The 26,395-nt window shown below is 64.0% G+C and carries 25 protein-coding genes; 7 read left to right on the top strand and 18 right to left on the bottom strand.

The features are described 5' to 3' along the window. Nucleotides 1-41: 41 nt before the first annotated feature. Genes JGU72_RS06235 through JGU72_RS06225 form a run of 3 tightly spaced genes read right to left on the bottom strand, consistent with a single transcriptional unit; the run spans nt 42 to nt 3,005 of the window. A complete protein-coding gene (locus JGU72_RS06235) occupies nt 42-845 on the bottom strand; it encodes a HugZ family pyridoxamine 5'-phosphate oxidase (RefSeq protein WP_199682810.1) in 804 nt (267 codons plus the stop codon). Between the two features lie 49 nt (nt 846-894). Beyond that, on the bottom strand, nt 895-2,133 hold the full coding sequence (locus JGU72_RS06230) for an NADH:flavin oxidoreductase/NADH oxidase family protein (RefSeq protein WP_199682809.1): 1,239 nt from the start codon (nt 2,131-2,133) through the stop codon (nt 895-897). Beyond that, a complete protein-coding gene (locus JGU72_RS06225) occupies nt 2,130-3,005 on the bottom strand; it encodes an SDR family NAD(P)-dependent oxidoreductase (RefSeq protein ID WP_199682808.1) in 876 nt (291 codons plus the stop codon). Before JGU72_RS06225 ends, JGU72_RS06230 begins: the two co-directional genes overlap by 4 nt. 103 nt (nt 3,006-3,108) lie before the next feature. On the opposite strand from JGU72_RS06225, the gene JGU72_RS06220 reads away from it, so the two are divergent. Next, nucleotides 3,109-3,735 (top strand): TetR/AcrR family transcriptional regulator, encoded by a 627-nt coding sequence (locus JGU72_RS06220; protein WP_199682807.1) that lies wholly within the window; start codon nt 3,109-3,111, stop codon nt 3,733-3,735. Nucleotides 3,736-3,819: 84 nt separating this feature from the next. After that, nucleotides 3,820-4,251: a CBS domain-containing protein gene (locus JGU72_RS06215; protein WP_199682806.1), complete on the top strand. Its 432-nt coding sequence runs from the start codon at nt 3,820-3,822 to the stop codon at nt 4,249-4,251. 34 nt (nt 4,252-4,285) lie between these two features. On the opposite strand, the gene JGU72_RS06210 is transcribed toward JGU72_RS06215, so the two are convergent. Continuing rightward, a complete protein-coding gene (locus JGU72_RS06210; protein WP_199682805.1) occupies nt 4,286-6,763 on the bottom strand; it encodes a molybdopterin-dependent oxidoreductase in 2,478 nt (825 codons plus the stop codon). A 49-nt stretch (nt 6,764-6,812) separates the two neighbouring features. Then, nucleotides 6,813-7,760, bottom strand: coding sequence for a formylglycine-generating enzyme family protein (locus tag JGU72_RS06205; RefSeq protein WP_233531142.1), 948 nt, complete (start codon nt 7,758-7,760; stop codon nt 6,813-6,815). A gap of 30 nt (nt 7,761-7,790) precedes the next feature. Between JGU72_RS06205 and JGU72_RS06200 the strand changes: the two genes are divergently transcribed. Further along, nucleotides 7,791-9,476, top strand: coding sequence for a sulfatase-like hydrolase/transferase (locus JGU72_RS06200; RefSeq protein WP_199682804.1), 1,686 nt, complete (start codon nt 7,791-7,793; stop codon nt 9,474-9,476). Here the strand turns inward: JGU72_RS06200 and JGU72_RS06195 are convergent. The 7 genes from JGU72_RS06195 to JGU72_RS31200 all read right to left on the bottom strand — a co-directional run bounded on the left by JGU72_RS06195 (nt 9,473) and on the right by JGU72_RS31200 (nt 15,661). Next, entirely contained in the window at nt 9,473-9,943 is a 471-nt protein-coding gene (locus JGU72_RS06195; RefSeq protein ID WP_199682803.1) for a DUF2231 domain-containing protein, read from the bottom strand. The genes JGU72_RS06200 and JGU72_RS06195 overlap by 4 nt on opposite strands. Continuing rightward, nucleotides 9,940-10,386: a DUF6069 family protein gene (locus JGU72_RS06190; protein ID WP_199682802.1), complete on the bottom strand. Its 447-nt coding sequence runs from the start codon at nt 10,384-10,386 to the stop codon at nt 9,940-9,942. Before JGU72_RS06190 ends, JGU72_RS06195 begins: the two co-directional genes overlap by 4 nt. Nucleotides 10,387-10,639: 253 nt before the next feature. Next, complete coding sequence (locus JGU72_RS06185) at nt 10,640-11,077, bottom strand: DUF6069 family protein (protein WP_199682801.1); 438 nt, start codon at nt 11,075-11,077, stop codon at nt 10,640-10,642. 70 nt (nt 11,078-11,147) lie between these two features. Beyond that, complete coding sequence (locus tag JGU72_RS06180) at nt 11,148-11,858, bottom strand: SRPBCC family protein (RefSeq protein ID WP_199682800.1); 711 nt, start codon at nt 11,856-11,858, stop codon at nt 11,148-11,150. 2 nt (nt 11,859-11,860) lie between these two features. Next, entirely contained in the window at nt 11,861-12,448 is a 588-nt protein-coding gene (locus tag JGU72_RS06175) for an ArsR/SmtB family transcription factor (RefSeq protein WP_199682799.1), read from the bottom strand. 121 nt (nt 12,449-12,569) lie between these two features. Beyond that, nucleotides 12,570-14,057, bottom strand: a complete 1,488-nt coding sequence (locus JGU72_RS06170; protein WP_199682798.1) for an aldehyde dehydrogenase family protein — start codon at nt 14,055-14,057, stop codon at nt 12,570-12,572. Next, complete coding sequence (locus JGU72_RS31200) at nt 14,054-15,661, bottom strand: GMC family oxidoreductase (protein WP_199682797.1); 1,608 nt, start codon at nt 15,659-15,661, stop codon at nt 14,054-14,056. Before JGU72_RS31200 ends, JGU72_RS06170 begins: the two co-directional genes overlap by 4 nt. A gap of 142 nt (nt 15,662-15,803) precedes the next feature. Here JGU72_RS31200 and JGU72_RS06160 point away from each other — a divergent pair, with 142 nt between their 5' ends. Continuing rightward, the gene (locus tag JGU72_RS06160; protein ID WP_199682796.1) at nt 15,804-16,820 is read left to right on the top strand and encodes an AraC family transcriptional regulator; all 1,017 of its coding nucleotides are present in this window, start codon (nt 15,804-15,806) and stop codon (nt 16,818-16,820) included. Here JGU72_RS06160 and JGU72_RS06155 read toward each other — a convergent pair. From JGU72_RS06155 to JGU72_RS06145, 3 genes are read right to left on the bottom strand one after another with little or no spacing between them, the layout of a single operon-like run. Beyond that, nucleotides 16,756-17,673 carry an RluA family pseudouridine synthase gene (locus JGU72_RS06155; RefSeq protein WP_374101085.1) on the bottom strand — a complete coding sequence of 306 codons (918 nt, stop codon included), beginning with the start codon at nt 17,671-17,673 and terminating at the stop codon, nt 16,756-16,758. The genes JGU72_RS06160 and JGU72_RS06155 overlap by 65 nt on opposite strands. A gap of 1 nt (nt 17,674) precedes the next feature. Continuing rightward, the gene (locus JGU72_RS06150; RefSeq protein WP_307828317.1) at nt 17,675-19,120 is read right to left on the bottom strand and encodes an HAD-IB family hydrolase; all 1,446 of its coding nucleotides are present in this window, start codon (nt 19,118-19,120) and stop codon (nt 17,675-17,677) included. After that, complete coding sequence (locus tag JGU72_RS06145) at nt 19,120-21,435, bottom strand: glycerol-3-phosphate 1-O-acyltransferase (protein ID WP_199682795.1); 2,316 nt, start codon at nt 21,433-21,435, stop codon at nt 19,120-19,122. The genes JGU72_RS06150 and JGU72_RS06145 overlap by 1 nt, the downstream gene beginning before the upstream one ends. 147 nt (nt 21,436-21,582) lie before the next feature. Between JGU72_RS06145 and JGU72_RS06140 the strand changes: the two genes are divergently transcribed. Together JGU72_RS06140 and JGU72_RS06135 are read left to right on the top strand one after the other, a co-directional pair. Then, nucleotides 21,583-22,236, top strand: coding sequence for a TetR/AcrR family transcriptional regulator (locus JGU72_RS06140; protein WP_199682794.1), 654 nt, complete (start codon nt 21,583-21,585; stop codon nt 22,234-22,236). 34 nt (nt 22,237-22,270) lie between these two features. Beyond that, nucleotides 22,271-23,086, top strand: coding sequence for a DUF2127 domain-containing protein (locus tag JGU72_RS06135; RefSeq protein ID WP_199682793.1), 816 nt, complete (start codon nt 22,271-22,273; stop codon nt 23,084-23,086). On the opposite strand, the gene JGU72_RS06130 is transcribed toward JGU72_RS06135, so the two are convergent. Then, nucleotides 23,030-23,986 carry an ABC transporter substrate-binding protein gene (locus JGU72_RS06130; RefSeq protein WP_199682792.1) on the bottom strand — a complete coding sequence of 319 codons (957 nt, stop codon included), beginning with the start codon at nt 23,984-23,986 and terminating at the stop codon, nt 23,030-23,032. The two genes, JGU72_RS06135 and JGU72_RS06130, sit on opposite strands and share 57 nt — an antisense overlap. A gap of 114 nt (nt 23,987-24,100) precedes the next feature. Between JGU72_RS06130 and JGU72_RS06125 the strand changes: the two genes are divergently transcribed. Continuing rightward, the gene (locus tag JGU72_RS06125; protein WP_307828316.1) at nt 24,101-24,988 is read left to right on the top strand and encodes an oxidoreductase; all 888 of its coding nucleotides are present in this window, start codon (nt 24,101-24,103) and stop codon (nt 24,986-24,988) included. Here JGU72_RS06125 and JGU72_RS06120 read toward each other — a convergent pair. Beyond that, nucleotides 24,985-25,404, bottom strand: coding sequence for an organic hydroperoxide resistance protein (locus JGU72_RS06120; protein ID WP_199682791.1), 420 nt, complete (start codon nt 25,402-25,404; stop codon nt 24,985-24,987). The genes JGU72_RS06125 and JGU72_RS06120 overlap by 4 nt on opposite strands. Continuing rightward, nucleotides 25,401-25,850: a MarR family winged helix-turn-helix transcriptional regulator gene (locus JGU72_RS06115; RefSeq protein WP_199682790.1), complete on the bottom strand. Its 450-nt coding sequence runs from the start codon at nt 25,848-25,850 to the stop codon at nt 25,401-25,403. The genes JGU72_RS06120 and JGU72_RS06115 overlap by 4 nt, the downstream gene beginning before the upstream one ends. Nucleotides 25,851-26,395: the final 545 nt, after the last annotated feature.

Below are 26,395 nucleotides of genomic sequence, written 5' to 3'. Positions count from 1 at the left end.
TAACGAGGGAAATGCCGTTGCAAATGTCGATTATGCGCGATCTACCCGTTCGATATTCGGGATCGACGTGCGAGTTCGACGGTGGCTGCCCGCAGTTCACCGATTGCTGAGATCGGTGCCGCGTAACCGACGCGGGTCACCGCGAAGCCGCGCGGTGTGGTCACGTCGAGATCGAGTCCATACCGATCCGCACCGAAGCAGGTCGCGACGGTTGCGTCCGGAAATCCGCCGAGTACCTGCGCCATCGCAAGCAGTGAGTCGGCGTGGTCGTCGTTGAGATGCGTGATCGCGCCGCCGGCGACGGGGCTGATCGGATCGGCAGTGGCAGCGTTGTAATCCTCGGCTGTCGCGGAGTCCATCCGCCCGTACCCGCCGACCCAGCGCACGCGCTGCACGCGCAACACCCACAGTGAGAAGTCGCTGAAGTCGATGTAGATTTTCGCCGCGGGCACCGCGGCGAGATGTGCCTCGCGGGCAGCTGCGAGTTCGTCGCCGACCGGTCGCTCGACGACGCCGGCGAGCGTGATCCGAGTGCTCGCCAGTGGGTCCTTCGGCGGGTCCGGGGTGACGATCGCGAGGCTCGCACGCGGATCGTGTGCGAGGTTCCGCCCGTGTTCGGCCATCCGGGACACACAGAGGACCGGCGCACCGTCGAGCAGGCCGTAGGTGATGAACGACGCCCACGGATCGCCGTCCGAGGTGAGGCTCGCGAGTGTTGCGACGTTGGTCGATGCGGCGAGAGTTCTTGCCTCTTCCGCTGCGGACGGACGCGCCGGATCGGCAACGGCGGTCAACGGTGGTGGGACGGTGGGCGCATCGCCCGGGTCGCCATGATCGAGGGTCATTTCCGCAGGCTACGCGGACCTACCGATCATGGCTTCCCGTGGTCTGTGCTCAGCCCCGTTTCGGACGCAGTGTGTCGGTTCCGTTGCGGACCGCCGTGGAAACGAGCGTCTGCCACCACTGCCGGTTGTGGTCGGGTTCCTTGGCGTCGCCCATGCGGTGCATTTGGTCTGTGTGCCACTGCAAATCGAGCAGACTTTCCAGCTTCCGAAGGTCGTCGATTCGGCCCGACATGGGGAGGGAGATCCGGCCCGTGGTCAGCTTGTCGGTTCGCTGCTCCAGCAGCGCGCTCGGTGCGTCGGGCGTCGTGCATGCGGGACGACCGAGCCCGACGATGTCGCAGTCGCCGGCGGAAACAGCTTCGGCCATTGCGGCCAGGGTGCGGAAGCCGCCCGTGACGGCAATCGGGACATTGCCGGCGAGGTCGGCAACCGACCGCGCGTAGTCGAGGAAGTACGCCTCACGCGCTGCCGTCGACGCGCGGACGGCACCCATCATCGCGGGGGCTTCGTAGGAACCACCGCTGACCTCGATCATGTCGATGCCTTCGTCCACCAGCGCACGGACCACGTCGCGGGACTCGTCCTCGGTGAACCCGCCCCGCTGGAAATCTGCGGAATTGAGTTTGATGCCGACGGCGAACCCGGGCGAAACGTTGCTGCGAATCCGGCGCACGATTTCGAGCACGAACTGCCGGCGCCGTGTCGCATCTCCGCCCCAACGGTCGGTCCGCTGGTTGACCAGCGGTGAGAGAAACTGCGTCACCAGGTAGCCGTGCGCACCATGGATCTGGACGCCGTCGAATCCGGCGGCTTCGGCAACGGCGGCGGTCGTCGCAAATCGTTCGATGATGTCTACGATCTCGGCATCGGTCAGTTCACGGGGCCGCGTCGCGCCCGGCACCTTCGCCGCGATCGCGCTCGGCGCGACCGGCTTGCTGCGGGCGAGTGGATTCGATTGCCGTCCAGGATGATTGATCTGCATCCAGAGCGGCGTGCCGCCTTCCTTGAAGCCTGCGGCCCACCGTTTCAAGCCGTCGAGATTCGAGTCGTCCTCGACGACGACGTTGCCCGGCTCGCCGAGATGCCTGCCGTCGACCTGCACATTTCCGGTGACCACGAGCCCGTATCCACCATCTGACCAACGCGCGTAGAGCCTTTCGAGACGCTCGGTGGGACGGTTGCGGGAATCGGCGAGCGCCTCGCTCAGCGCGGACTTCATGAAGCGGTTGGGCAACTGCTGGCCGCAGGGGAGTGCGACGGCGTCGGTCAGTGCGACTGTCCTGGTCATACGGACACCGCCTCAGGTGATTTCGCTGCAGGCACCTTCGGGGCGACGTGCGCTCCCAGCAGGAATCTGCTTGCCGTGGCAAAGATTCGTTGATAGCTCGGGCCGAGCACCCGAACGATCAGGTCGAAAGCCTTTGCGTCCAAACCGATCAGGACGCGCGAGTCGCTCGACGTGACACCGCGCAGGATCGTCTGAGCGGCAGACTCCGGGCTCGTGTGAGTCAGCTTCTCCTCGAAAAGCTTTCGCAGGGCTTCCATCTCGACGCCCGTGCTCGACGTCGCGTTCCGGACGATGTTGGTCTTGATGCCGCCCGGGTGCACACAGGTGACGCCGACGGGATGGCCGGCGACCAGCATCTCCTGGCGTAGCGACTCCGTATAGCCGCGAACTGCGAACTTTGCTGCATTGTAAGAACTTTGGGTCGGCACGCTGAACAGACCGAAGACACTGGAGATGTTCACGATGTGCCCGTCGCCGGAAGCTATCAGGTGTGGGAGGAAGGCCTTGGTGCCGTGCACGACGCCCCAGAAGTCGACGTTCATGACTTTCTCGACGTCCGCATACGGCGAGTCCTCGACGGTTCCGAAGATCGTGATGCCGGCGTTGTTGATGACGAGGTTGACCGTGCCGTAGAACTTGGCGACCGTATCGGCGTACGCGGTCATGTCCTCGCGGTTGCTGACATCGAGGACCTGGACATGCGGCGACGGGCCGTGCGTCCGGCAGATCTTCGCCGTTTCGGCGAGTCCGGCAGCGTCGACGTCGGAGATCGCGACCCGCGCACCTCGCTTTGTCAGGTCGATCGCCAGTGCACGACCGATGCCGGATCCCGCGCCGGTCACGACAGCGACTTTGCCATTCAGTTGCTTCATACCGCTCCTCGTCAACGTTGACTTGCAAGGTCGGACTCTAGTTACCAGTCGAGTGACTTACAAGTCCCTCGACTTATAAGTCGGGAGTCGCTACGATCCGACGATGGAAACCCGCACGCGAACGCAGGCCGAGCGCCGCGCTGCGACAGTCACGGCCCTACTCGACGCGACTATCGAAACGCTCGTCGACGTCGGCTACACAGCTCTGACCACCAGAGGCGTCGCCGACCGGGCGGGTGTCAGCCAAGGCGCGCAGCAGCATTACTTCCCGACCAAAACAACTCTCGTCGAGGCCGCAATGCACCGGTTGGTCGAACAACTCGCTGCGCAAGCGGCCGCGCGCCCGATCGATGCGGATACCGAGCGCGAGCGTGCGGAGATTCTGCTGGAACGCCTGTGGGAGTTGCACAACCTGCCGATCTGCCCCGCGGTCTTCGAATTGTTCAATGTCGCACGAACCGACCCCGACATGGCCGCGAACATCGGCGCCATCCTCGGATTCGGCAGAACTGCAATGCAATCGATTGCGGTGTCGATGGTCCCGACCTACGCCGCACGGCCGGATTTCGGCGATCTGATCGATCTGGCGGTGTCGACGATTCGGGGGGCCGTCATCATGTCGCCCATACCGGGCATGGGTGACGTCTACGCGAACTGGCCCGTGATTCGCCGTCATCTCATGGCCGTACTGGATGCTTCGCTGGCCGACACGGCAAAACCAGGTTCGTAAGCACCTTTCACCAGCGCTGCTGTGTGAATATCCTGGAGCAATCACACGTTTCGCACGAACCAATGCTGGATCGAGGTGTTCGAGATGCGGATCTCAGACGTGCTGAGGGTCAAGGGCGCGGCTGTAGCGACGGTCGAGCCGACGGCGACTGTCGCGGAACTGATTGCCGCCCTTGCGGATCACAACGTAGGTGCCTTGGTTGTGCTCGACGGGCAGCGGGTGATCGGCATCGTTTCCGAGCGAGATGTCGTGCGAAAGTTGCACGCAGACGGCGAGGCCCTCATGCACAGCCGGGTATCGGAGATCATGACCAAGGACGTCTACACATGCGCGCCCGACGACACGGTCGACAGCCTCGCCGAGGCGATGACCCAGCGTCGTGTCCGCCATATGCCGGTCGTCGACCCTGACGGCTCACTCGCGGGCATTGTCAGCATCGGCGACGTAGTGAAGAGCCGGATCAGCCAGCTCGAGAGCGACCGCGAGCAGTTGGAGTCCTACATAGCTCACGGCTGACACCCCGTGCGCGGTTGGAGAGTCCAGGGACTCGCTAATCGCGCACAGGGGCGAGCGCTTCCAGCCGGGCCGGGACGTGCTTGTGCCATGGCGTGCCGGCGAACTCGTCCTTGAGGCCGAGGCTCGTCAGCTCGTTCGGTGCCACGCCCGCGGACCGGCTCGAACCGTCTGCGGCTGGGAAGTCGAGACCGAACCCGTTGGGCAGGGCGATGTTTCCGCTCGCCATCATGTCGCTGATCTCGACGGTGACAATTGCCTCGCCGCGTTCGGTGACCAGGCGCGCGCTCTCGCCGTCGGCGATGCGCAACGCTCCCGCATCGCCGGCGCTGATCCGCAGGTTCCCCTGGCGATCTCGCCGTCGCCATTCGGGATTGCGCATGATCGTGTTCGCAGTGAACGAGCGCCGTTCTCCGGCGGCGAGAACGAGCGGGAACTCGTCGGTCGTCCACACCGACCGTGCGGTGCCGAGGCCGCGGACCTGGTCGAGGAAGTCGTCGACCGCGATGGTGAAGCGGCGGTCCCGGCGCTTGACGTAGTGCCACACGTCGTCCCAGGTGTCGGCGGTGAACACGACACCGGTCGGCGTGTTCAGGACCGCATCGAACAATCTGTTCCCAGGCGTGAGGCCTTTACCTGTGAAACCAGCGCGCGCGACTGCCGCACCGTTCGACAGAGCGCACATCTGGGCGACACCCCACAACACAGCGGCGCCGCGCAATTCACGCGGCAGCGTCTCCCCGAGCGTTTCGTAGAGCAGGTACGGCGCGACCTTCGCGAGCCGCGGTGCGCCGGCGACAGTCGCGAGGAAGGTCGCACCGAAGGTGTCCCTCCCTGCCCGCGCGGCAGTTCGCAGGCGATCGAGCGTCGCCTCGTCCACGACGTTCATCCGGCGCAGCAGCGCAGCGTAGATCTCCGGCTCCGACCTAGTGCCCGTCATCGGTTCGAGGATCGGTTTGCGCAGGTGGAAGACGTTCTTCGGAAACTCGAAGTTGAAGAAGGTTGCCTCCGGCTTCTCGAATTGGCTCGCCGCCGGGAGTACGTAGTCTGCCTGCCGTGCGGTTTCGGTGAACGCGACATCGATGACGACCGACAACTCGAGTTCGCGCATGGCGTCGCGGAAGCGTTTCGAGTCGGCGAGCGAGTGAGCAGGATTCGAACTGTCGATCCACATCGCCCGGAAGCGGTCGGGGTGGTCGGTCAGAACTTCGTCGGCGATCGAGTTGCACGGAATGAGTCCGCCGATGATCTTCGCTCCGGTGACTGGCGTCGTTCGGCCTGCCCCACCCCCGCCACCGCCGGAAAGCATGCCACCGGCAAGCGGCACCATCGCCTCGAGCAAGCGCCGTGACCCGCTTTCGACGACGGGTCCGAGGGGGCCCGAAAGAGCCGGAAGGGCTCGGCCGAGCGCTGTGCCTGCCAATGTGACGGCCCTGGTGGTCGCGGCCTTCTTCGCCCGGTCCAACCGAGTCGGCGTGCGGCGCGGGCCTACGGGCGGTCCGGATCCGCCGGCAAGGGCGGCGAAGCTGGAGTGCAGAAACATCGTGCCAGGGCGGCCGAAATTGCCGGTGAGGATCCACAGCATCTTGTTCAGGTACGAGACGAGGGTGCTGTTCGGTGCCTGCTGAATGCCGAGGTCCTCGTACACGCAGACGCTCGACGCTGTCGCGATTCGCCTTGCCGCGGAACGGATCTGCTCTTCCGAGACACCGCTGGTCGCAGCGAATGCGGGGATGTCGACGGCCGCGAAAGCGGCACGTACCTCGTCGTAGCCGCTGGTATGCGCCGCGATGAAGTCGGCGTCGACGAGGTTCTCCTGCACAATCACCGCGACCAGTGCGGCGACCAGCCACGCATCGCCACCCGGTCGAACCTGCAGGTGGTAGTCGGCCATGGCTGCGGTTTCGCTGACTCGGGGATCGATGACGATCATCGACCGTGCTGGGTCGGTCGCGACCTGCTTCAGGGTGGGCCGGGCGCGCGGGAAGCTGTGCGATTGCCAGGGATTCTTGCCGACGAACACCAGGACTTCGGCGTGCTCGAAATCGCCCTTGGTGTGCCCGCCGTACAGGCGGCCATCGACCCAGATTTCGCCGGTCTTTTCCTGTGCCAGCGCATTCGAGTGGAACGTCGAGCCCAACGCCCCGCGCAGCGCGAGAGCGTTCGCCGAACCGAGATGGTTGCCCTGTCCACCGCCGCCATAGAAGAAGATCGTGTCGCCGCCGTAGCGCGCTTTGATCGCGGTCAACTTTGCTGCGATCTCGTCGAGTGCTGTGTCCCAGTCGATTTCGACGTAGCTGCCGTCCGCAACGCGCTTCATAGGCGTGGAGATGCGATGTGGGCCGTTCTGGTAGAGGTCGAGGCGCATTGCTTTCTCGCAGGTGTAACCCTCCGATGCGGGGTGCGTCTTGTCGCCGCGGATCTTCGCGAATCGACGTCCGTCGAGTTCGACGGTGATTCCGCAGTTGCATTCGCACAGCACGCACGCGGTCGTTTTCAGCTTCTCTTCGCTCACGTGGCTTCCTCCGTCGGCAATATGCTATGCAACATAGCATAGGAGACGGCTACGCGCGGACGATGCAGCGGAATCCCAGATGCGACGTCGACGTATCGATTGTCTGCGGCATCCGGGCGGCAGGCCGGTAGCGCCGGCAGTAGTTCGGCGCGCACAGGTGTGAACCGCCCTTGATCACTCGGCGCGGGATGCGGAGGCCCTGCGCCAGTTCGGCGGGGTCGTAGCTCGTGTCCCGTTCGCCACCAAGCGGATTGGTGACAGTGCAGCACGCATGCGTGACCATATGCCGGTCGCCGAACCAGTCGGTCGTCCACTCCCAGGCATTTCCGATCATGTCGTACAGGCCGAACCCGTTCGCCGGAAACGTGCCGACCGGAGAGGTCCATTTGAAGCCGTCCGGCATATGGTTCGTCAGCGGGAAATCGCCGTGCCAGGTGTTGGCCATGAACCTGCCATCCGGCAAAAGTTCGTTACCCCAAGCGAACTCGACAGCATCGCGCCCACCGCGTGCGGCGAATTCCCATTGCGCTTCGGTGGGGAGTTGCTTGCCGGCCCATGCTGCGTACGCCTCGACGTCTTCGAAGGCGACATGCACGACGGGATGTTTCGACTTGCCTTTGATGGACGAATCCGGACCCCGCGGGTGGCGCCAGTCGGCACCGGGAACGAATCGCCACCAGTTGTAGTGGTTGCTCAGGTCTACGGGAACCTTCGGTTGCACGAAAACCGTCGAGGACGGAACAAGCATGTCCGGGTGCGCGCCGGGATAGTCGGCCGGATTCGGTGCGCGTTGCGCGAGCGTCACGTAACCCGTTGTGGCGACGAACTTCTGGAACTGGGTGTTCGTCACCTGGAAACGGTCGATCCAGAACCCGTCGACGGAGACTCGATGTGCGGGAGCTTCTTCCGGATAGTGGTCGTCGGATCCCATGAGAAACTCGCCGCCCGGAATCCAGATCATGTCTGGAGCGGGCGGTGCATGCGGGTCGAGAATCATTGCTCATCACCATAACGGCAGCGTTAGAATTTGCGCACCGAGTTCGCAGTCGAACGAATCGAGGGCGCCGTGACCTTCGCAGACCTGCCGAGCAAGCCCAACATTCTGATCATCATCACCGACCAAGAGCGTGAAGTGATGCACTGGCCGGACGGCTGGGCGGAGGCCAATCTCCCGGCCCGGAATCGAATACTGGCGCACGGTATGCAGTTCACCCGTGCCCAGTGCAATGCGGCGGCGTGTTCGGCCAGCCGCGGCACCCTACTTACCAGTCGGTATCCGGCCGAGCACGGTGTCAAGAACATTGTCACGAGTGACGATCCCAAATCCGAAGTGCAACGCCATCTTTCGGTCCTGCCCAGTCGCCTGCCAAACCTTGCGACGACGATGGCTGCGGCCGGCTACCACGTCGCACTCAAAGGGAAACTGCACCTGACCCGTCCCGTCCGCTACAACGCCGAGATGAAGCGGTACTACTGGTCCGACGCGGACAAGAAACACCTGGCGAACCGGTACGGTTTCCACGGCTGGAATCCGCCGGATATGAGCGATCCGACCAGCCTGGCCGATCTCGGCGGTGGATCCGTCAACAATGATGGACGCTTCGTCGACGGCACCGGCACCGCGGCGGGACATGATCGTCCGCACGAAGACATGCACCGCGAAAGCGCGGTCAACTTCATCGAGACCTACGACCGACCTGAGCCGTTCTGCCTCATCGTCGCGCTCGTCAATCCGCACGACGTGCAGGAGTATCCGGGCCGCGGCATTCGTGCGTTGAAGGAACGGAACTTCACTCCCACGTATGCCCAGGGCGGCTATCGTCTGGAAGACTTCAAGGACGTCGGAATCGGCCTTCCGGCAAGCGTGGACGACGATCTGTCGACGAAACCCAGTGTGCACGCTGGATTTCGGAAGTTCCTCGGCCTCGCGACGGGACATGTCCGCACGAAAGAGCGGCAACTCACCTATGCCAACTTCTATGCATATCTGCACAAGCAGGTCGACAGCGAGATCATGAAGGTCCTCGATGCGCTCGACGCAAAAGGGCTCACCGACGACACGCTGATCGTCCGGACCAGTGATCATGGTGAGCTCGGCATGGCACACGGCCGCAGTCGGCAGAAGTTCTACAACGCCTACCGGGAATCATTGAGTGTTCCGCTGATCTTCTCCAATCCGCGGATGTATCCGGAACCGAAGCAGACGGATTCGTTCGCGAGCCTGATCGATGTTCTGCCAACACTCGCGACGATTGCGGACGCGCCGGGCCGCGAAAACCACGGTTTCAGGGGACACGACCTCACCCCGATTCTGGCTGATCCGGCAGTCACGGTTCAGGACGTGCTGCACTTCACCTACGAGGACGACGTCTTTCCCGTGACGGGGGCCCGATTCATCCGCGCGATCGTCGAGGACCTCTGGAAGTATGCGGTGTATTACGACCCGTATGGCGGCGCTCCGATGGAGTACGAACTGTACGACCTGGCGGCGGATCCGCTCGAGATGAAGAACCTCGCTCATGCAAAGCACCGAAACGCGGAATCCGACGTAGAACGGGCCAGATTGCATCGCCGGTTGACCGAGACAATGACGAAGAACTACACATTGCCCGACGAGATCGAATGGCCGGACGCCGACGACTTCGCGCCGAGCGCCCACCTCGCCGATACGGCGGAAGCGGAAGAGGACGAACCCGCTGCTGCCTCGACTTAGGGCTCGGCGAGAGCGGTCGTGCCCCACACGGCGCGAGCACCCGAGTCGCCGATGCGGTAGACCTGCACGCACGTCGCGATCGCCACAACGATCGTGACAGCAGCGATCGCCCACACCACGGCGGGTTTCAACGGTTTCGCGCGCTGCTCGAAGTAGTGCACCGCCGTGACTGCCGCTGCGACGAGCGTCAGCGCGAGCGCGAAGTAGATCATCGTCTCGCCCAGGTCGGCGTGGGTTTCGATGGCAGGCACTTCGCCGAACTGGTCTTCGAGCCATTCGCCCGCGTTGGTTGTGATGGGGGTGAGCACGAGGACGATCAAGGCGAACGGCAGCAGCAGCCAGATGAATCGGCGGCGTGCCGCGGGCCAGAGGGCGCACGCGATTGCGAGCACCGCGGTCAGCGGTGTGAGTACGACGATGACGTGGACGAGAAGTGGATGGGTGGGCAGTCCGTCGAAGGTGGTCATCGGATTCCCTGTTGCGCGCGCACGTTGATTCCGCGGTACATCGCTTCCAGGCCGACGACGAGTGCGATTGCGAGGACCACATGCATCGCGGCAAGGGCGGTCGTACTCACGCCGTCGAAGTCCGCGTCGATCGTGAGCCAGATCGTCAGAAGAGCCAGTACCGGGCCGATGACCTGCGCGATCCGAACGAAGATCGGCCACTGCAGCGAGAGCAGTGCCGCGGCCAGCATGCCGACCGTTGCCGGTCCGAGCGTCAGGACGATGACACCCATCGGCGCGGCCTTTCGTGCTACATCGTTCTCGTCGACGAACTCGAAACTGCCGCCTGCAGCCAATCCGATCAACCAGATCACCAGGTTGACGGCGAGCGCGCCGAGCACGGTGGCAGGAACGGCTTGGGTTCTGGTCAGAGTCAACGACCTGACCGAAAGTGCACCGGGCATTCGAACTCCTCAGGTGGGCTGTTCAAGATCGTGATGTCTTGATTCTCCCCTTTTCACGCGCTACTTGGTCAAGAAGTTCAGTCGCGGAATGTGCCCAGAATCGTCAGCGGCGCGGTCAATCGGTCGTCGGTGAGCCGACCCGCGAAATGGCGTTCGAACAGACGATTCGGGCCGAAGCTTGCTACCGCTGACGCGCAAATCGCGCGCGAGCTGGCGCACTACGAGGCCGCCAAGCTCGGCGCGACGTTGCGAACTACTTGGTGATGCCGCGGCGCATGCCCTCGAGTCCGAAGTAGACGACCGCGGCGAGTGCGACGTGCATCGCGGCGAGCGACACCGTGGACGCACCGTCGAAGTCGGACAGGATGGTTCCCGCGATCGTGGCGAGCGACAGGACCGGTCCGACGACCTGGGCGATACGGATCACGCTCACCCATCGGAGTGACAGCAGTGCGGCGGCGGTCATACCGACGATCGTGGGCACGACGGACAGGACGACGACGCCGCCCGGCGCGACAGTCATCTTTTCGCCGGCATCGGTGACCTCGAACGAGCCACCGGCGCCGAGGCCGATGAGCCACAGTAAGAGGTTCACGGCGAGGCCGACTACGACGGTCGCCACGACGGCTTCGACACGGGTCAGTTCGAGGGATTTGATTCGCTGCGTGCGGGTTTCGAGGGTGGTGGTCATCTGAACTCCTAGGGGTTTCGGGTTGTCTGCATACGAGTGTTCAACCTGAACTATGGTTGAGGTCAAGTCGTCAGGCGTAAACGTTGTCGAGCCAGGCTTGCCACGCTGCCTGCGTCGCCTCCTGGTCGGCGGTCGGGTCGAAGATGTGATGCGCGGCGTCGACTGTGCCGCCGAAGTGGTTGCGGCCATAGAAGCGGTACAGGGTGTCGGCGCTGCGGAGGCCGATGAAGTAGTCGTTGGCGTAATCGACTTCGGCGTCGATCGTGCCCAAGCCGGGCACATCGAAAGTTACCGCGTCTCCGACCTGTGCGGTGGCGCCCAATCCGATTGCCCGACGGAGGATGTCGACTCCGTCGGGTGTCGCCGATCCTTGCGGTCCATCTGCGGACACGTAGGTGACCGGTCGGCCGGGGAAATGACGTACATACTGGCCCAGACTGTGGAGGTAGAAATCGGTGTGCCTGCCGGCGCCGTCGTACTGGTTGTCCCAGTCGTCGGTGAAGATGCCGGAATGCACGTACCGAAGCGTTGCCGTACTGCCGTCGCGCGCCTCGATCAGGTACTCGAGGGCGTTGAACCACCCGTCGGCTTCCTGGCGTACCGCAAACTTGTTGGGCGGTTCCCACGCGACGACGGGGTCGGCATCGGGCTGCGTGCCGTCGATTGCAGGGTCGCCACCCGTCGGAAACATCCAGCCCGCCGTGCCCGCGGTGATCGCGTCGAACACCTCCTGCGGGCTGGCGTGCAGTACGACCTGGCGCTGAATCTTGAACTCGGGCATGGCTATTGCTCCTTCTTGGGGCTCGGATGTAGGGCGACGACGAATCGGTGGTTGCGCCCGTTCGCCGTAGTTTCGTTGTGGTACTTGGCAACCAGTGTCTTGACTGACTCGCTCAGCTCTTCTGCGAATGCGGCACGGTCCGCGGCCGAGGCGAAACGAATGTCGCTGTCGATCGCAAAGGTCGCGAGTTGCCGCTTGGCCGCTGTTGCGCCGGTGATGAGGTCACCGACCTCACGGACCAGCCGTGCGGCGAGCGCGAGCATCCAGCGTGCCGACAGCTGGTCCGGGAACCGGCTGGGATCTGGCGCGACTGCCGAGAGCGCGGTAGGGGAGATGACGAAGGACGCGGCGGTCGCTTGCATCAGCCGCTCGACGACGTTGCCCTTCTTGCGTTCCTCCACGAGTTCGATCAGCCCGTGCTTTTCGAGCGCGTGGAGGTGGTAGTTGGCCTTCTGTCGCGTCAGCCCGACCTGGCCGGCCAGGCTCGATGCGGAACCCGGTTCGACCAGTGCGGCCAGCAACGCGGCCCGGGTGGGGTCCAGCGAGATCTCGGCGGCGGCCGAACTGTTGATGACTGCTACTTCGTGCATGGGACAACTGTCGTACCGAAAACAAAATTTGTCAAGACAAGAAATATTGTCGGTGACGGCGTGAAGTCCAAAACACCCCCACTCGAGAGCCAAGTGGGGGTGTCTGGGGACCGATCTGGGATCAGCCGCGTCCGTGAAGCACGTTGGCGAGGGTTATGACTGCCTTGTCGTTCGAGGCCGTTCGACCGAAGCTCGTGAGGTTCATGAGGCCCGGCATGCGCCGGCTCGCAACAGCTTTGGCGTAGGTGAACTCGCGGAGCCCGTCGGCACCGTGAATGCGGCCGAAGCCGGAGTCGCCGATGCCGCCGAACGGGAGCGACGGAATTGCCGCAAACGAGATGACGGAGTTGACGGCCGTCATTCCCGACCGGATGCGGTGGGCGAGCTCCTTGCCGCGCTTCTTCGAGAACACCGTGGAGCCGAGGGCGTACTTCGAGTTGTTCGTCAGCTTCACTGCCTCGTCCATGTCGCGAACCTTGGCGATGGTCAGCGTCGGTCCGAACGTTTCCTCGGTGTTCGCGATGGAGTCTTCCGGCACGTCGACGAGGATCGTCGGCTGGACGAACCGCTCGCCGACCGATCCGAGGCCGCCGAGAATTGCCCGGCCGCCGCGCTCGAGCGCGTCGGTGATGTGCCGGCGGACCACGTCGGGCTGGCTCGGCATCGTCATGGCGCCGATTTTGGCGTCCGCGTCGCCGCCCGCTCTAATTGGCTCGGCCAATTCGGTTACGGCGGTGATGAATTCGTCGTACACATCCTGATGGACGTACACACGCTCGACTCCGACGCAGGTCTGGCCGGCATTGGCGAGACCACCCCAGACGGCTGCGTCGGCGGCCTTCTTGATGTCGGCGTCCGCATCGACGATGAGTGCGTCCTTGCCGCCGCCCTCGATGATCACCGGCGTCAGCGTGTCGGCGCACGCGTGCATGACGCGCCTGCCTGTCGCTGCCGAACCCGTGAACGCAATCTTGTTCACACCCGACCGGCACAGCGCTTCTCCGGTGGCGCCGAAACCTGTAATCAGCTGCAGTACAGGAGCTTCCGGAACAACCTGCGCAAACGCGTTGACCAGCCACGCGCCGACGCCAGGCGTGTACTCGCTCGGCTTGAAGACGACCGCGTTGCCGGCCGCGAGCGCATAGGTGATGGAGCCCAGCGGGGTGAAGACGGGGTAGTTCCACGGACCGATCACGCCGATCACGCCGAGCGGCAGGTATTCCACCGACGCCGAGTGGTCCGACATGATCAGGCCCGACGAGACGCTCTTGCGGCCCAGAACCTTCTTGGAGTTCTTCGACGCCCAGGCGATGTGGTCGAGAGCCAGAGCGGCCTCGAGTTGGGCATCGGAATGCGGCTTGCCGGTCTCGAGGTGAATCACGTCTGCGAGTTGAGCCATCCGGCGCGCGATGACACCGGCGAATGCGCGTAGCCGCTGGCCACGCTCGTCGTAGGTGAGCCCACTCCACCATTCCGCTGCGACGCGCGCCTTTTCGACGGTCTCGTCGACCTGCTCGGCTGTATTGACCGGGTAGGTACCTACGACGTCACCGGTCGCAGGATCGAGTGAATCGAAGGTTTCGGTGGAAACGTCTGCTGTGGTGGTCATCTGGTAGCTCCTGACGGGGTGCGGCCGAGGATGAGGTCGGCGGCCTTTTCGGCGATCATGATCGTTGGTGCGTTGGTGTTGCCCCGGACGACTTCCGGCATGACGGACGCGTCGACTACGCGCAGGTTGTCGACACCGCGAACGCGTAGCTGTAGATCGACGACCGAATCGTCGCTGCCACCCATCGCACAGGTGCCGACGGGGTGATAGAGCGTCTGCGTCCAGGTGCGAACGTGCTCGGCGAGTTCTTCGTCGGTCGCGCCGTCGACCTTGCCCGGAATGAACGGGCGATCGAGGAAACCGTTGATCGGTGCATGCTCGGCGATATCGAAAGATGTTCGACAGCCGGCGATTACGGCATCCATGTCGGCCGGATCCGCGAAGTACGCAGGATCCATCGCCGGCTTCCAGGACGGGTCGGCAGACCGCAGCCGCAGGTTGCCCCGGCTGGCGACGTTCACGAGTGTCACACCGCACGTGAACATTTGCGAAAGGGGCTCGCGGAAACCATTGTCGTAGAAGCCCGTCGGAGCGACGTGGATCTGGATGTCGGGTGCGGCCAAACCGTCTCGGGATGCGAAGAACGCGCCGCCTTCGCCGACGTTCGACGCAAGCGGACCACGTCCGGTTGCCTGCCACTGGATGAGACGGGCCGGGTTGACGAAATCGGTGAGGTCGGAAGTGCCCTTCGTGTACCAGAGCAACGGAATCACGGGATGATCGTGCAGGTTCTCGCCGACGCCGGGCAGATCCACGGCGACGTCGACGCCGACCTCGCGCAGATGCGCGGCCGGACCGATTCCCGACAGCATCAGCAGTTGCGGCGAGTTGATCGCGCCGCCCGAGAGAATGACTTCGGCGTTCGCGTACGCCGTGTGCTCGACGCCCTTGTTCTGGTACGTCACGCCCATCGCCTTGGTGCCGCGAAGCAGCACCTTCGTGGTGAGGGCGTTCGTGCGGACCGTGAGGTTCGGTCGTTCCAGCGCCGGCCGCAAGTAGCCGTCGGCGGTGGACCACCGGTGCCCCTTCTTGCACGTCACCTGGTAGCGGCCGGCGCCTTCCTGATCGGCGCCGTTGAAGTCGTCGTTCGGCTTGAGCCCGCTGGCGACTGCCGCCTCGACCCAGGCGTCGGTCAGCTCGTGGGTATAGCGGCGGTCTTCGACATGCTGCGGACCGTCCGTGCCGTGATACGGAGCGCTGTGACGGGTGTTCGATTCGGACTTCACGAAGTACGGAAGGATGTCGTCGTAGCCCCAGCCTTCGGCGCCGTAGTTGTCACGCCAGCCGTCGTAATCCGCGCGGTTCCCGCGGATGTAGATCATGGCGTTCATCGACGAACAGCCACCGAGCGCCTTCATACGTGGCCAGAATGCCTTTCGGCCACCCATGTGTTTCTGCTCGGTCGTTTCGTAGTTCCAGTCGAACTTGGTCTTGAACAGCCCCGCAAACGCGGCGGGAATGTGAATCTCGTCGGCATCGTCTTCGCCGCCGGCCTCGAGTAAGAGCACGGATGTCCCGGCATTCTCACTCAGTCGATTGGCGAGCACGCAGCCCGCGCTACCTGCGCCGACGATGACGTAATCGAAAGAATCCTGCTCGGTCACTCATTCTCCTTGGCGTGGAGGCCGTGACGTGCGTCACGTGCCACCATCCAACTGTATTGCTCCGACAGCTCAGAACCCAGGGGAGCGGCGGCCACAATTTTGATAGATTTGGCCACGGCGGCGATCGATACGAGGGATTCGCGTGACGGCAGCTTTGGTTCGGCGACGCGCACCGAGCGTTGCGCTGATGACGGAGTTCGCCGTCGAACAGGGATTCGCGGCCGACGAGTGCCTGCGCGGCACCGGGTTGTCGGTTGCCGGGCTGGCAGCTCCCGAACTCGTGGTTTCCCGAGAGCAGGAACTCGCGGTCATTGCCAATCTGTGTTCGGCGCTGGACCGGCCGGGCCTCGGGATCGAAGTAGGGCGGCGCTACCACGTCACAACGCATGGCATTTGGGGATATGCGCTCATCAGCAGTCCCACGCTGCAGGCGGCAATCGACCTCGGCCTGCGCTATCTCGATTTGTCCTTTTCCTACTGTCAGATCACAGCCCAGCACGAGGGGGACGAGGTAGCGCTTGTCGTCGACCCGGGACCCGCGCCGCCGTCGCACCGGACCTTCGTCGCCGAACGTGACATCGGGATCATCGACGCGCTCCGGGGCGAGCTCGTCGGTCCCCTTGTGCCGTTGGATCGTGTTCAACTACCGCATCGATCCCCCGGTCGTGAGGTCGCAGAGCGGTTGCGCGCTCTGGTGAATGCGGACATCCAGTTCGGTGCGCCGCGGTATGCCGCGTGCTTCAGTCGGAGCAGCGTCGAGCTCCCGCTGCCGCTCGCGAACCCGCACACAGCCGCAATGGCCGAGCAGCAATGCCGAGAACTGCTCGAGCGGTCCGAAACGCACACCGGCCTCACGGGCCAGGTCCGCAACGTGTTGCTCGGCAACCCGGCACGGTCGCCGACGGCGGAACAGGTTGCGGCGTCGCTGTTTCTTGCACCGCGCACGTTTCGCCGCCGCCTGATCGAGGAGGGGACCTCCTACCGCAGCCTGCTCGACGAGGTCCGCATGCAGGTCGCGCAAGACCTGCTCGGTCAGACCCGGCTATCGGTCGCCGAGGTTGCCGAGCGGTTGGGGTACGCCGAGACGGCGAGCTTCACGCATGCTTTTCGCCGTTGGACGGGGTCTGCTCCGCGAGGTTTCCGAGCGTCCGCGCACTGACGAATCGGCGGGCGGCGCCGGTGATCGGGTCGTCGAATTCGAGCGAATGGGCAAGTAACCGTAGCGGATTCGAGTAGTCGCCGGGCGCGACGTCGTACAGCACCGGGTAGAAATTGTCGCCGGCAATCGGTATGCCGAGCGAACTCATGTGCACGCGCAGTTGATGCGTCTTGCCGGTGTGGGGGAGCAGGCGGTACAACCCGTGGTCACCGTTCCGGTCCAGGAGTTCTACGACGGTCTCGCTGTTCGGGTCGCCCGCCACCTCCCTGGCCTGGAGCACGCCGCGTTCTTTCACGATCCGGCTGCGCACGGTCCGTGGCAACTCGAGCGCGGGATCGAAACCCGCAATTGCGTGATACGTCTTGCGCACCAGGCGTTCTGCGAACAGCATCTGATACGCGCGCCGGACTTCCGGGCGGACCGTGAAAACCAGGACGCCGGCCGTCAGTCGATCGAGCCGGTGGGCTGGACTGAGGTCGGGAAGGCCGAGTTCGCGCCGGAGCCGGACCAGTGCCGTCTCGACGACGTACATGCCGCGCGGCATCGTGGCCAGGAAATGCGGTTTGTCGACGACGAGTAGGTCATCGTCGCGGTGCAGGATGTCGATCTCGAACGGGACGCGGTCCTCGTGTGGTGGATCACGGTAGAGAAAGACGAAACTACCGGCGCGGTATGGGGTTTCGCCGGTAATAGCGGTGCCGCGCTCGTCGACGACCTCGCCGAGGCCTACCTTTTCCCGGATTCGCGTGGCGTCGTCAGGGAACCGTCCGACCAGGTACTCCAGCACCGTCGGCCACTCGCCGGCAGGCAGCCGCAGCCGCGTCGGGTTCAGTCCGTCGCGGATCGGGAGCACGCTATTTCGCCGGCCAGTTCGCCAGTGTGTCGACGAACAGTTGCCGGACGGTGTCGACGTTCTCGTTCAAATCGTCTGGATCCCAACCTGTTACGTCGATCGGGTCGAGCACGGCGACATCCACAGTGCCAGATCGAAGTGCTGTTCCGTTGCGCCACAGCATCTCTCCAGCGTTGCGGATCACAATCGGGATCAGCGGCACACCAGCCTGAATTGCGATGTGGAAGGCGCCCTTCTTGAACGGACCGAGCGTCGGTGTGAGTGAGCGCGTGCCCTCGGGCGAGATGACGATGGACAGTCCGCCTTTGAGGGTTTCGACGACGGGAAGCAATGCTGCCTTTGCCTTTTCGGTGTTCTGTCGGTCGATGAAGGTGGCGCCCATGTATCTGAACAGGGGACCGAAGACCGGGTTCGTCGCGACTTCCTTCTTGCTGATGCCGGTGAAGCCGCCCCGCAAAACCTTTGCCAGCACGAACATATCGAGTTCGCTCTGATGATTGAAGATGAAGACCGCTGGACGTGGCTCGACCGCATTGTGGGCACCGCTGATCGAGACATCGATGCCCGCGAGCTTCAGGGGGTAGTCGCCAGTATTCGCGAGGATCTTGTCGCGGGTGCGGATGTGGTCGCGGGTCTTCACACCACCGGCGGCCGCCGCGGCGACTCCACCTGCGAAACCCGCGAAGAAGCCGACCGTCCGCGCGGCGCGGATCGGTCCGGTATTGCCACGCGGCTTGAAACGCAATATCGGCCAGTTGTTTTCGGCTGCTGCGCCGCTCAGCACGCGGTCGGGATTGACTGCTGTCGGGGTGCCCACCAAGGCGAGAAACCCGACGTCTTCGCCACCGTTGGAATATGCGTAGCTCGAAGCGAGGTCGAGTCCGCTCTCGGCGGCATAGTCCTTGACCGCCATCGCTTTGCCGCTGCGCCACATCGGGCGGTCGGTGACTCGACCGGTGAGTACACCGTCCTCGACCTCCAGTTGCGTACACAGCACGCGCTGGATGCCGATAGCGCGCGCAGTCGGTTCGATCTGAAAGCGAGTCGCCGACGACGCGATCGCGAGCGTATGACCGGCACGCTCGTGCGCGCGGATCAGCTGCCACGCTTCGGGATACAGGTGTCCCGCAATTCGCTTCTCGAACAGGCGACTTCCGATGGCGTCCAATTCTGCTTCGGTGTATCCACGCCAGCCTGCGAGCGCCAAGTCGATGAACCGCGCGAAGTCGGCTTCGGTCTTGCCGCCGCGAATCCCGGACATCATCGTCGCCGCCACCTCGCGCGCCGTCAGCCGCCCGGCCCGAACGAAATGGCGGAAGAAGGGAACACCGCTGAAACCGTGCACGATCGTTCCGTCGAAATCGAAGAACGCGCCGACAGTCGGTCCCTGCGGACCGGAACGAATCCGGGTGAGGGCATCGTCGAGTTCCATGAGGTCGAGATCCATCAGTAGGCCCGCCGGTTCGCGGCGTCCATCGACTCGGCCCTGTCTATGCGGTCACCGAGCGCCCGCAGCTCGGCTGCGAAGGCTTCGCGCCGTTCGCGCAGTTCGTCGCCACCCGGATCGACGAGGTTCCGGTTGGCGGCCAGCCGCAACGCCGATGCGAACAACTCGGACGACACCGACTCCGGACTGTGCAACCGCGCCTGTAGCAACATCTGCTGACCTACCCGGACGCACTCGTCCATGAACGAGTCCTTGTCGACCTCTGCCGCCGGATCGCGCAACGCAAGCCGCTCCGCCACAACGAGCTGAGCGCCGAGGAAAGCCCGTAACGTTCTGTGCACCATCATGAATTTGGTGCCGACGAGCTGGTCCAGAAGCTCGGCCGCAGTGGGCGTGCGTTCGTTCCATTCCGGGTCCACAAGGAGCAGTTCTGCCTGCATCTCGTCTTCCCACACGTCTTTCTCGGGGAAGAAGAACTCGAATTTCAGCAGGTCGCGTAGCCGGCGGGCTTCGGCAAGTCCGGCCGCAAGCGGATCGCTCGACTCGCTGTCGGCGGCGGTGAAGATGCCGAGTTCGAGTAGCGAGCGGTTGACGAACCAGTGGATCGCACTGTTGCGGTAGAAGGCCGCGATCAGGTGCTGGCCCGGTTCGATCGAGTACACCGCCTGTTCGCCCGCGGTGTAGGCGGTGACGACCTTCGCCAGGGCGAGGCGGTCGAGAACTCCCGTCAGGCCGATGCGCGAGGCAAGCACATGTAGTTCGCCCTGTGGAATCTTGCGCTCGTCTATGTACTTCAAAACCGGACCGAGAATGTCCTGAATTTCGGGGACGGTGAGCGCACGGCCCCGAACACCCAGAAGGGCAAGTGTCACAAGCGCGTTGGCGACGATCGGGGTTGCCTTGTTGATCCCGACGGCAACTTCGAAAGCGACCTTCTGCACGGCGAGTCGCGACTTGGCCTCGTCGGGTTGCGCGCCCGAATCGGCCATGATGTCGCCGTGCGCGATCAGACGTTCACGCGCATAGAGCGGTTCGCCGAAGCGCAGGTAGACGTGACCGGCCGAGTTCTGCTGGCTGCGCAGGTACTGCGCCATCCACGCCAGACCCTCGGGTTGCTTCTTGCCGCCGAGTTGCTCGTCGGAGATCGCCCCCAGTTCATTGAGCCGTTCATAGCTGATCGCGACCGGAATCAGCAGCGCATCCTCGGCCCGGCCGCTGCGCACCGCTTCGGCCAGGTAGTTCAGCAAGCCGTACTTCGGCGGCCGCAGCTTGCCCGTACGGGTTCGGCCGCCTTCGAAATACCACTCCATGTTGAACCGCTTGGAGAGCAGATATGCAAAGTACTCCTCGACGACCGCGCGGTAGATCTCGTCGTCCCCGAAGCTTCTGCGGATGAAGACCGTGCCGGATCGACGGGCGATCGGCCCCAACGGCCAGAAGTTCAGGTTCGCGCCACCGATGAGGTGATTCGGCGGAAAGTCGTTTTGTGCGAGGACGTCACCAAGCACGAACGCATCGACATAGGACCGGTGCGACGGCAGGAAGACCAGTGGATACCGGCGATTGAGTGCGCGCAGCTCCTCGAGTCCGGTTTCGTCGGCGTGCACCGTCCACGCTCGCTTGTGCATCGGTGCCATGGCTTGGCTGAAGAGGTCGGACACGAGCCGGCTTTGCGTTGCGACGAGTTCACGAAGAGCGCTTTCGGCGCGTTCGTAGGTTTCGTCTCGCGACATGCCGCTCTTCGTGGCGATCTCGTCGAGTTCCTTGCGGAAGGCCGCGCCGTCCAAGATCTCCTCGACGACCAGGCGGGGCACCTTGTAGCGGTCGCCGATCACGGACCGTTCCGCACGCGACAACGTGACGACGGCACTGCGCACTACGTAGCGGGCGAGGGACCGCGGCGCCGGGTCGCCGCCGGATTCGAGGTGGCGGTTGCGCAGTTCGTCGAGCGTCGCAGGCTCGCCGGTCAGCACGCGGTGCCGATCGGGCGAGCGCTTGACGATCCAACGCTGGGCGAACCGGTTCGGGTTTCGGGGGTTGTTCAGTGTAGCAACGTCTTTGAAGCTCGCGCGCCGGACGCCGTCGCGTTCCTTCGGCAGCCACAGCACGCGGACCGGCAGCACGATCGGATTGTCGCTGCGGCTGACCAGCCGGTTCACGACTTCGTCGGTGTTGAGGTCGACCAGGACCGGCGTCTTGGTGCCGGCGTCACGGCCGAGACCGCCGTTCGCCAGCCACTGACTGATCACCTCGCGTTCGACGGGGGTCGCAACTTCTGCCAGCACGACGGTCGTTTGCGGTGCGATGTCCGACATGGCATCCCTTCACGCGTAGCTGGGGCGGCAGAAACAAGCGTGCCGATACTCAATCTTGCTGCGCTCAGCATCGAGGCGTCAGCCGATTGCCGCAACCGACGATACGTTTGGTGAGAACACCGGCACCGGATCGGTAGCATCGACGCGGTGGCGGCAGTAGAAAGAAGCACTCCGGCGAAGCGTAGCTACGGCGGCCGATCCTCCGAACAGCGTAGCGACGAGCGCCGCGAACGATTGAAAGCCGCTGCACTGCAACTGTTCGGGTCACAAGGCTATGCCGTGACGTCGATCGAGCAACTGTGCGCAACCGCGAACGTCTCGACGCGGAGCTTCTACGAAGAAATGGGAAGTCGCGAAAGTCTGCTCATCGCGCTCGTCGAGGAAATCACCGCGCGAGCCGCCGCGGCAGCGCTTGCAGCGCTGGCCGCGGCAGCAGAAGAACCGCTGGCGGATCGCATCACCAGGAGCTTCGAAGCGTATTTGGCAGTGACGTGCCGCGATCACCGGAGTGCGCGCGTCTGCTACGTCGAAGTTGTCGGTGTGAGCGCAACCGTCGAGAAGTGGCGGATCGGCTGGCGGGAGCGGATGTCGGCCGTGATCCTCGCCGAGATCGAGCGCGCGGTCGAGCGCGATGAGGCGCGTGGTCGGAACTACCGATTGTTCCCGGTAGCCGTGATCGGCATCGTCAACTCACTTGCACAAGAATTCGCCGTGACTGCCGGCGGCGACGAAGCAGTCAGCGTCGACGAGATCTGCGCAGAGGTCGCGGTATTCGTCACGGGAGCTCTCGCCCAAGTTTGACGAGTTCGCAGGAATGCGGGGCTAGGCTGCGACAATGGATTGGGCACTGCGATCGTGCGCCTGGCGTGGCCACGAGACTTATTCGCCGGATGAACCCGAGTTGCGTGCCCGGCTACAGGTGGACACCGCGATCGGCGAGGCATGGCGCTGCCTGCGGTGCGGGAACTTCGTTCCTGGTGAACCGCGCGGAAGTGGTCCCGCGGATCAGGCGCCGGAGGTCCCACACGGCAGATTGCTCCGCGACCGCTGGTTGATGCGCCTGCTCGCCATCGAACGGTTTGCCCGTGCGCTGGTCCTGCTTGCGATTGCGTACGGCGTCTTCCATTTCCGTTCGTCGCGAACCGATTTCCGAGCGGCCTACGACGCGGATCTGCCGCTCTTGCGGCAACTAGCGGACCAAATCGGCTGGAACATCGACAACTCGAAGATCGTCCACGGGATCGACAAGGCACTCGACCTGTCGAGTACGACGCTGCTGTGGATCGGTATCGGCATCTGTGCCTATGCCGTCCTGCAGATCGTCGAAGCGGTCGGACTCTGGTTGGTGCAGCGGTGGGGTGAATATTTCGCCGTCGTTGCCACGAGTATCTTTCTGCCGCTGGAGATCTACGAACTGACCGAACGCATCACCGCCCTGCGCATCGGTGCGCTGGTGGTCAACGTCGCTGCGGTGGTGTGGCTGATCTGGAGTAAGCGCTTGTTCGGCGTGCGGGGTGGCGGAGCGGCGTATCACGCCGAGCACAGCGCAGAGAGCTTGCTGACCGTCGAACGAGCTGCCGCGGCAGGCGTCGGCTCACGTAGCGGCGACCTCGAGGGTGGGATCGAGCATGTCGAGCGCGTAGGGCAGTGACAGCGGCGACAACAGTTCGAGCCCGGTGCCGGTCGCAATGTCGAGCACCGCGACGCTGCCCTTCTGCACCGACGGAAGCTCGTAGTAACCGGGTACAGCGCCGAGCGCATCAGCAGCCTCGGGGGATGTCGCTGTGATCACGAGCAGATCTGTCGGGAAGTCGACGATGCGTTCCAGCGGAAATGTCTTCCGCCCGGCTTGGGGGTCTGCCGTCAGCTGCGGCGGCAGTTTCATGCCCAGCTTTGTGAAGAGGGTGTTCGCGCCGATTTCCGGCGCCGTGATCGCCGAGAACTCGGTCGGTGACTCGACCCGAATGGCGGCGTACGTCTTGCCCGCGAGACCGGGGTATTTCTTGGCGATGGCGTCGATGCGACCGTTCAGATTCGCGATGAGGGAGGCTGCCTGGCCCTCCCGATCGAGAATCTTGCCGAGGACGTCGACCTGCGCGGTCCACGAATCGATCTGGGTATTACCGAGATTCGGCACGGTCGGTGCAATCTTGGACAGTCCGCCGTAGTTCTTCTCGTCTGCCGCGAATCCGGGCGTGAGGATCAGATCGGGATCGAGCGCCTGCACCTGAGCGAGAATGTCGCCTCTGGGATCGATCGCGACCGAGTCGGCAAGTTCGGGCGGCTCCCACGGTGCGGGGGCGCCCGTGCTCACGGCGACGTCGTCGATGTAACCGACCGGGGTTATGCCCAGTGCTTCCGTCGCGTCGAGCCATTGCGTCCCGAGCGCCACGATACGTTCGGGAATGCCGTTGACCTCGGACTGTCCCAGCGAATGGCCGATCGACACGCGGCGATTCTCGTCACCACTGCCGCACGCGGTGGCCAATGCCAACGCTAGAACGATCACGGCGACGATCGAACGCACGATTGCCGGCCCGCCTGGCTTCACATCGACTCCTCACCTGATCTCGGCTGTGTCCACAGCGACGATACAAGTGCCGGTGGACTGGTTGGGCCTTTCGACCTAGCCCGCTGCGGGGTTGTAATCAGTAGGCTGGCAACCGTGAGCAGCGCCAATAACAAATGGACAGTGCAGAACATGGCCGATCAATCCGGCCGCACCTTCATCGTCACAGGTGCGAACAGCGGGCTCGGCGAGGTCGCTGCTCGATCGCTGGCGGCGGCGGGAGGACACGTGATCCTTGCGTGCCGCAACGTCGACAAGGGCGACACGGTCGCGCGCAGTGTCGGCACCCGCGCCGAGGTTCGGCAGTTGGATCTGGCCGACCTCGCGTCGGTACGGGCCTTCGCGGATTCCGTCGACAAGGTCGACGTCCTGATCAACAACGCGGGAGTGATGGCGGTGCCGCACCGCAAGACCGCGGACGGCTTCGAAATGCAGTTCGGGACAAATCATTTGGGCCACTTCGCCCTGAGCGGGCTGCTGCTGCCGAAGATTTCCGACCGCGTCGTCACCCTCTCGAGCAACATGCACCTGGTCGGATCGATAAACCTCGGCGATCCGAACTTCGAACAGCGCCGCTACGACCGGTGGATCGCCTACTGCCAATCGAAGCTCGCGAACCTGATGTTCGCCTACGAGTTGCAGCGCCGGCTCGACAAGGCAGGCTCGAAAGTAAAGTCGCTCGGTGCGCACCCCGGTTACGCGGCCACGGAATTGCAGGGCCGAACCGAGTCGATCCAGGACAAAGTGCTGGCCCTCGGGAATCGGCTGATCGCCCAGAGCGCCGAGATGGGTGCGCTCCCTGAGCTGTACGCGGCCACCGAACCCGGCGCACCGGGCGGTGGCTACGTCGGACCCGACAAACTGGGCAACAACCGCGGCCATCCGAAACTTCAGGGATCGAGCAAGAAGTCCAAGGACGAGGCGGTCGCTGCCCAGTTGTGGGAACTGTCCGAAAAGTTGACCGGAGTTCGGTTCGCGCTTTAGTCGTCGGTGACCGTGACCTTCACCGGGATGTTGCCGCGAGTGGCATTGGAGTACGGGCACACCTGATGTGCTTTGTCGGCGAGTGCTTGCGCTTCGTCGGCGGCGAGGTTGGGCAGGGTGACCTCGAGTTCGACTTCGAGCCCGAAGCCGCCGTTGTCGGTGGAGACGAGACTGACCTTCGCACCGACGGCCGAATCGGAGATGTCGGCCTTCGCGCGAGCACCGACCAGGCGCAGTGCGGAGTGGAAGCACGCTGCATAACCGATGGCGAAAAGCTGCTCGGGGTTGGTGCCTTCGCCGCTGCCGCCGAGTTCCTTCGGCGATGTGAGATCGAGGTCGAGCTTGCCGTCGGACGTGCGTCCGTGGCCGTTGCGGCCGTCACCGGTAGCGAGGGCTTCTGCGGTGTAGAGAGTCATTTTTCCACTTTCGTCAGTGATGCGTTGAGTGAATCTGTCAGTCGGACAAGGACTTCCCTGAGGTCGCCCAGATCTTCTACGCGAAGTCCGCTGTTGCGCGCGACGTGGTGCGGGATGTCGCAGGCTTTGCCGCGAAGCCCTGCGCCCTTGTCTGTGAGCCGGATCTCGACCCGACGTTCGTCGGCCGTGAGGCGTTGCCGCTTGATGAGGTCGAGCGCCTCGAGCCGTTTGAGCAAAGGTGACAACGTGCCCGTGTCCAGGTGCAACGCGTCGCACAGGTCGCCGACGCCGCGCCCGTCTCGCTCCCACAGTGCAAGCAAGACGAGGTATTGCGGATAGGTGACGCCGAGTGACTCCAGAACTGGCCGATAGGCCGCAGTCATCGCCCGCGACGCGGTGTAAAGCGCGAAGCACAGCTGGCGGTCGAGTGACAGTTCGTCGGGCACGGAGATAACTGTAGTCCACAATTAAGTTGTGTGCAATATAAGTTTCGATTCGCTCTTTCCACCCCGGTGATCACGAACGAATGGTTTGTGACACGCCGGGAGGGCTGACCCTTTGCTCGTGGTGGGCCGCCTGGGCTGGCGAGTGGGCCCGTAGGGGTGCTCGCGAACGGGGTGCAGCCCGCGGGGTTGGTGATCACGAACGAATGGTTCGCGACACACCGGGGCGACTGACCCTTTGCTCGTGCTCGGGCGTCCGGCCTGGCGAGTGGGCTCGAGGTGCAGCCCGCGGTGTTGGTGAGCACGAACGAATGGTTTGTGACACGCCGGGAGGGTTGACCCTTTGCTCGGGGTCGGGCGCCCGGCCCGACGAGTGGGCGATTGTGGTGGCGCCACGGCCCATCTCGCGCCGCGAAGGCCCGGTCGGCCAGTCTGCGGACCGGTCGCGCACCTCGAGCCGCGGCGAGCACGAACGAATGGTTCGCGACACGCCGGGGCGGCTGACCCTTTGCTCGTGCTGGGGTGTCCGGCCTGGCGAGTGGGCCCGT

It is taken from the genome of Antrihabitans auranticaus (assembly GCF_016481275.1).
In the GTDB taxonomy this organism is placed as follows: domain Bacteria; phylum Actinomycetota; class Actinomycetes; order Mycobacteriales; family Mycobacteriaceae; genus Antrihabitans.
This window is presented reverse-complemented; position numbering and strand designations above follow the sequence as displayed.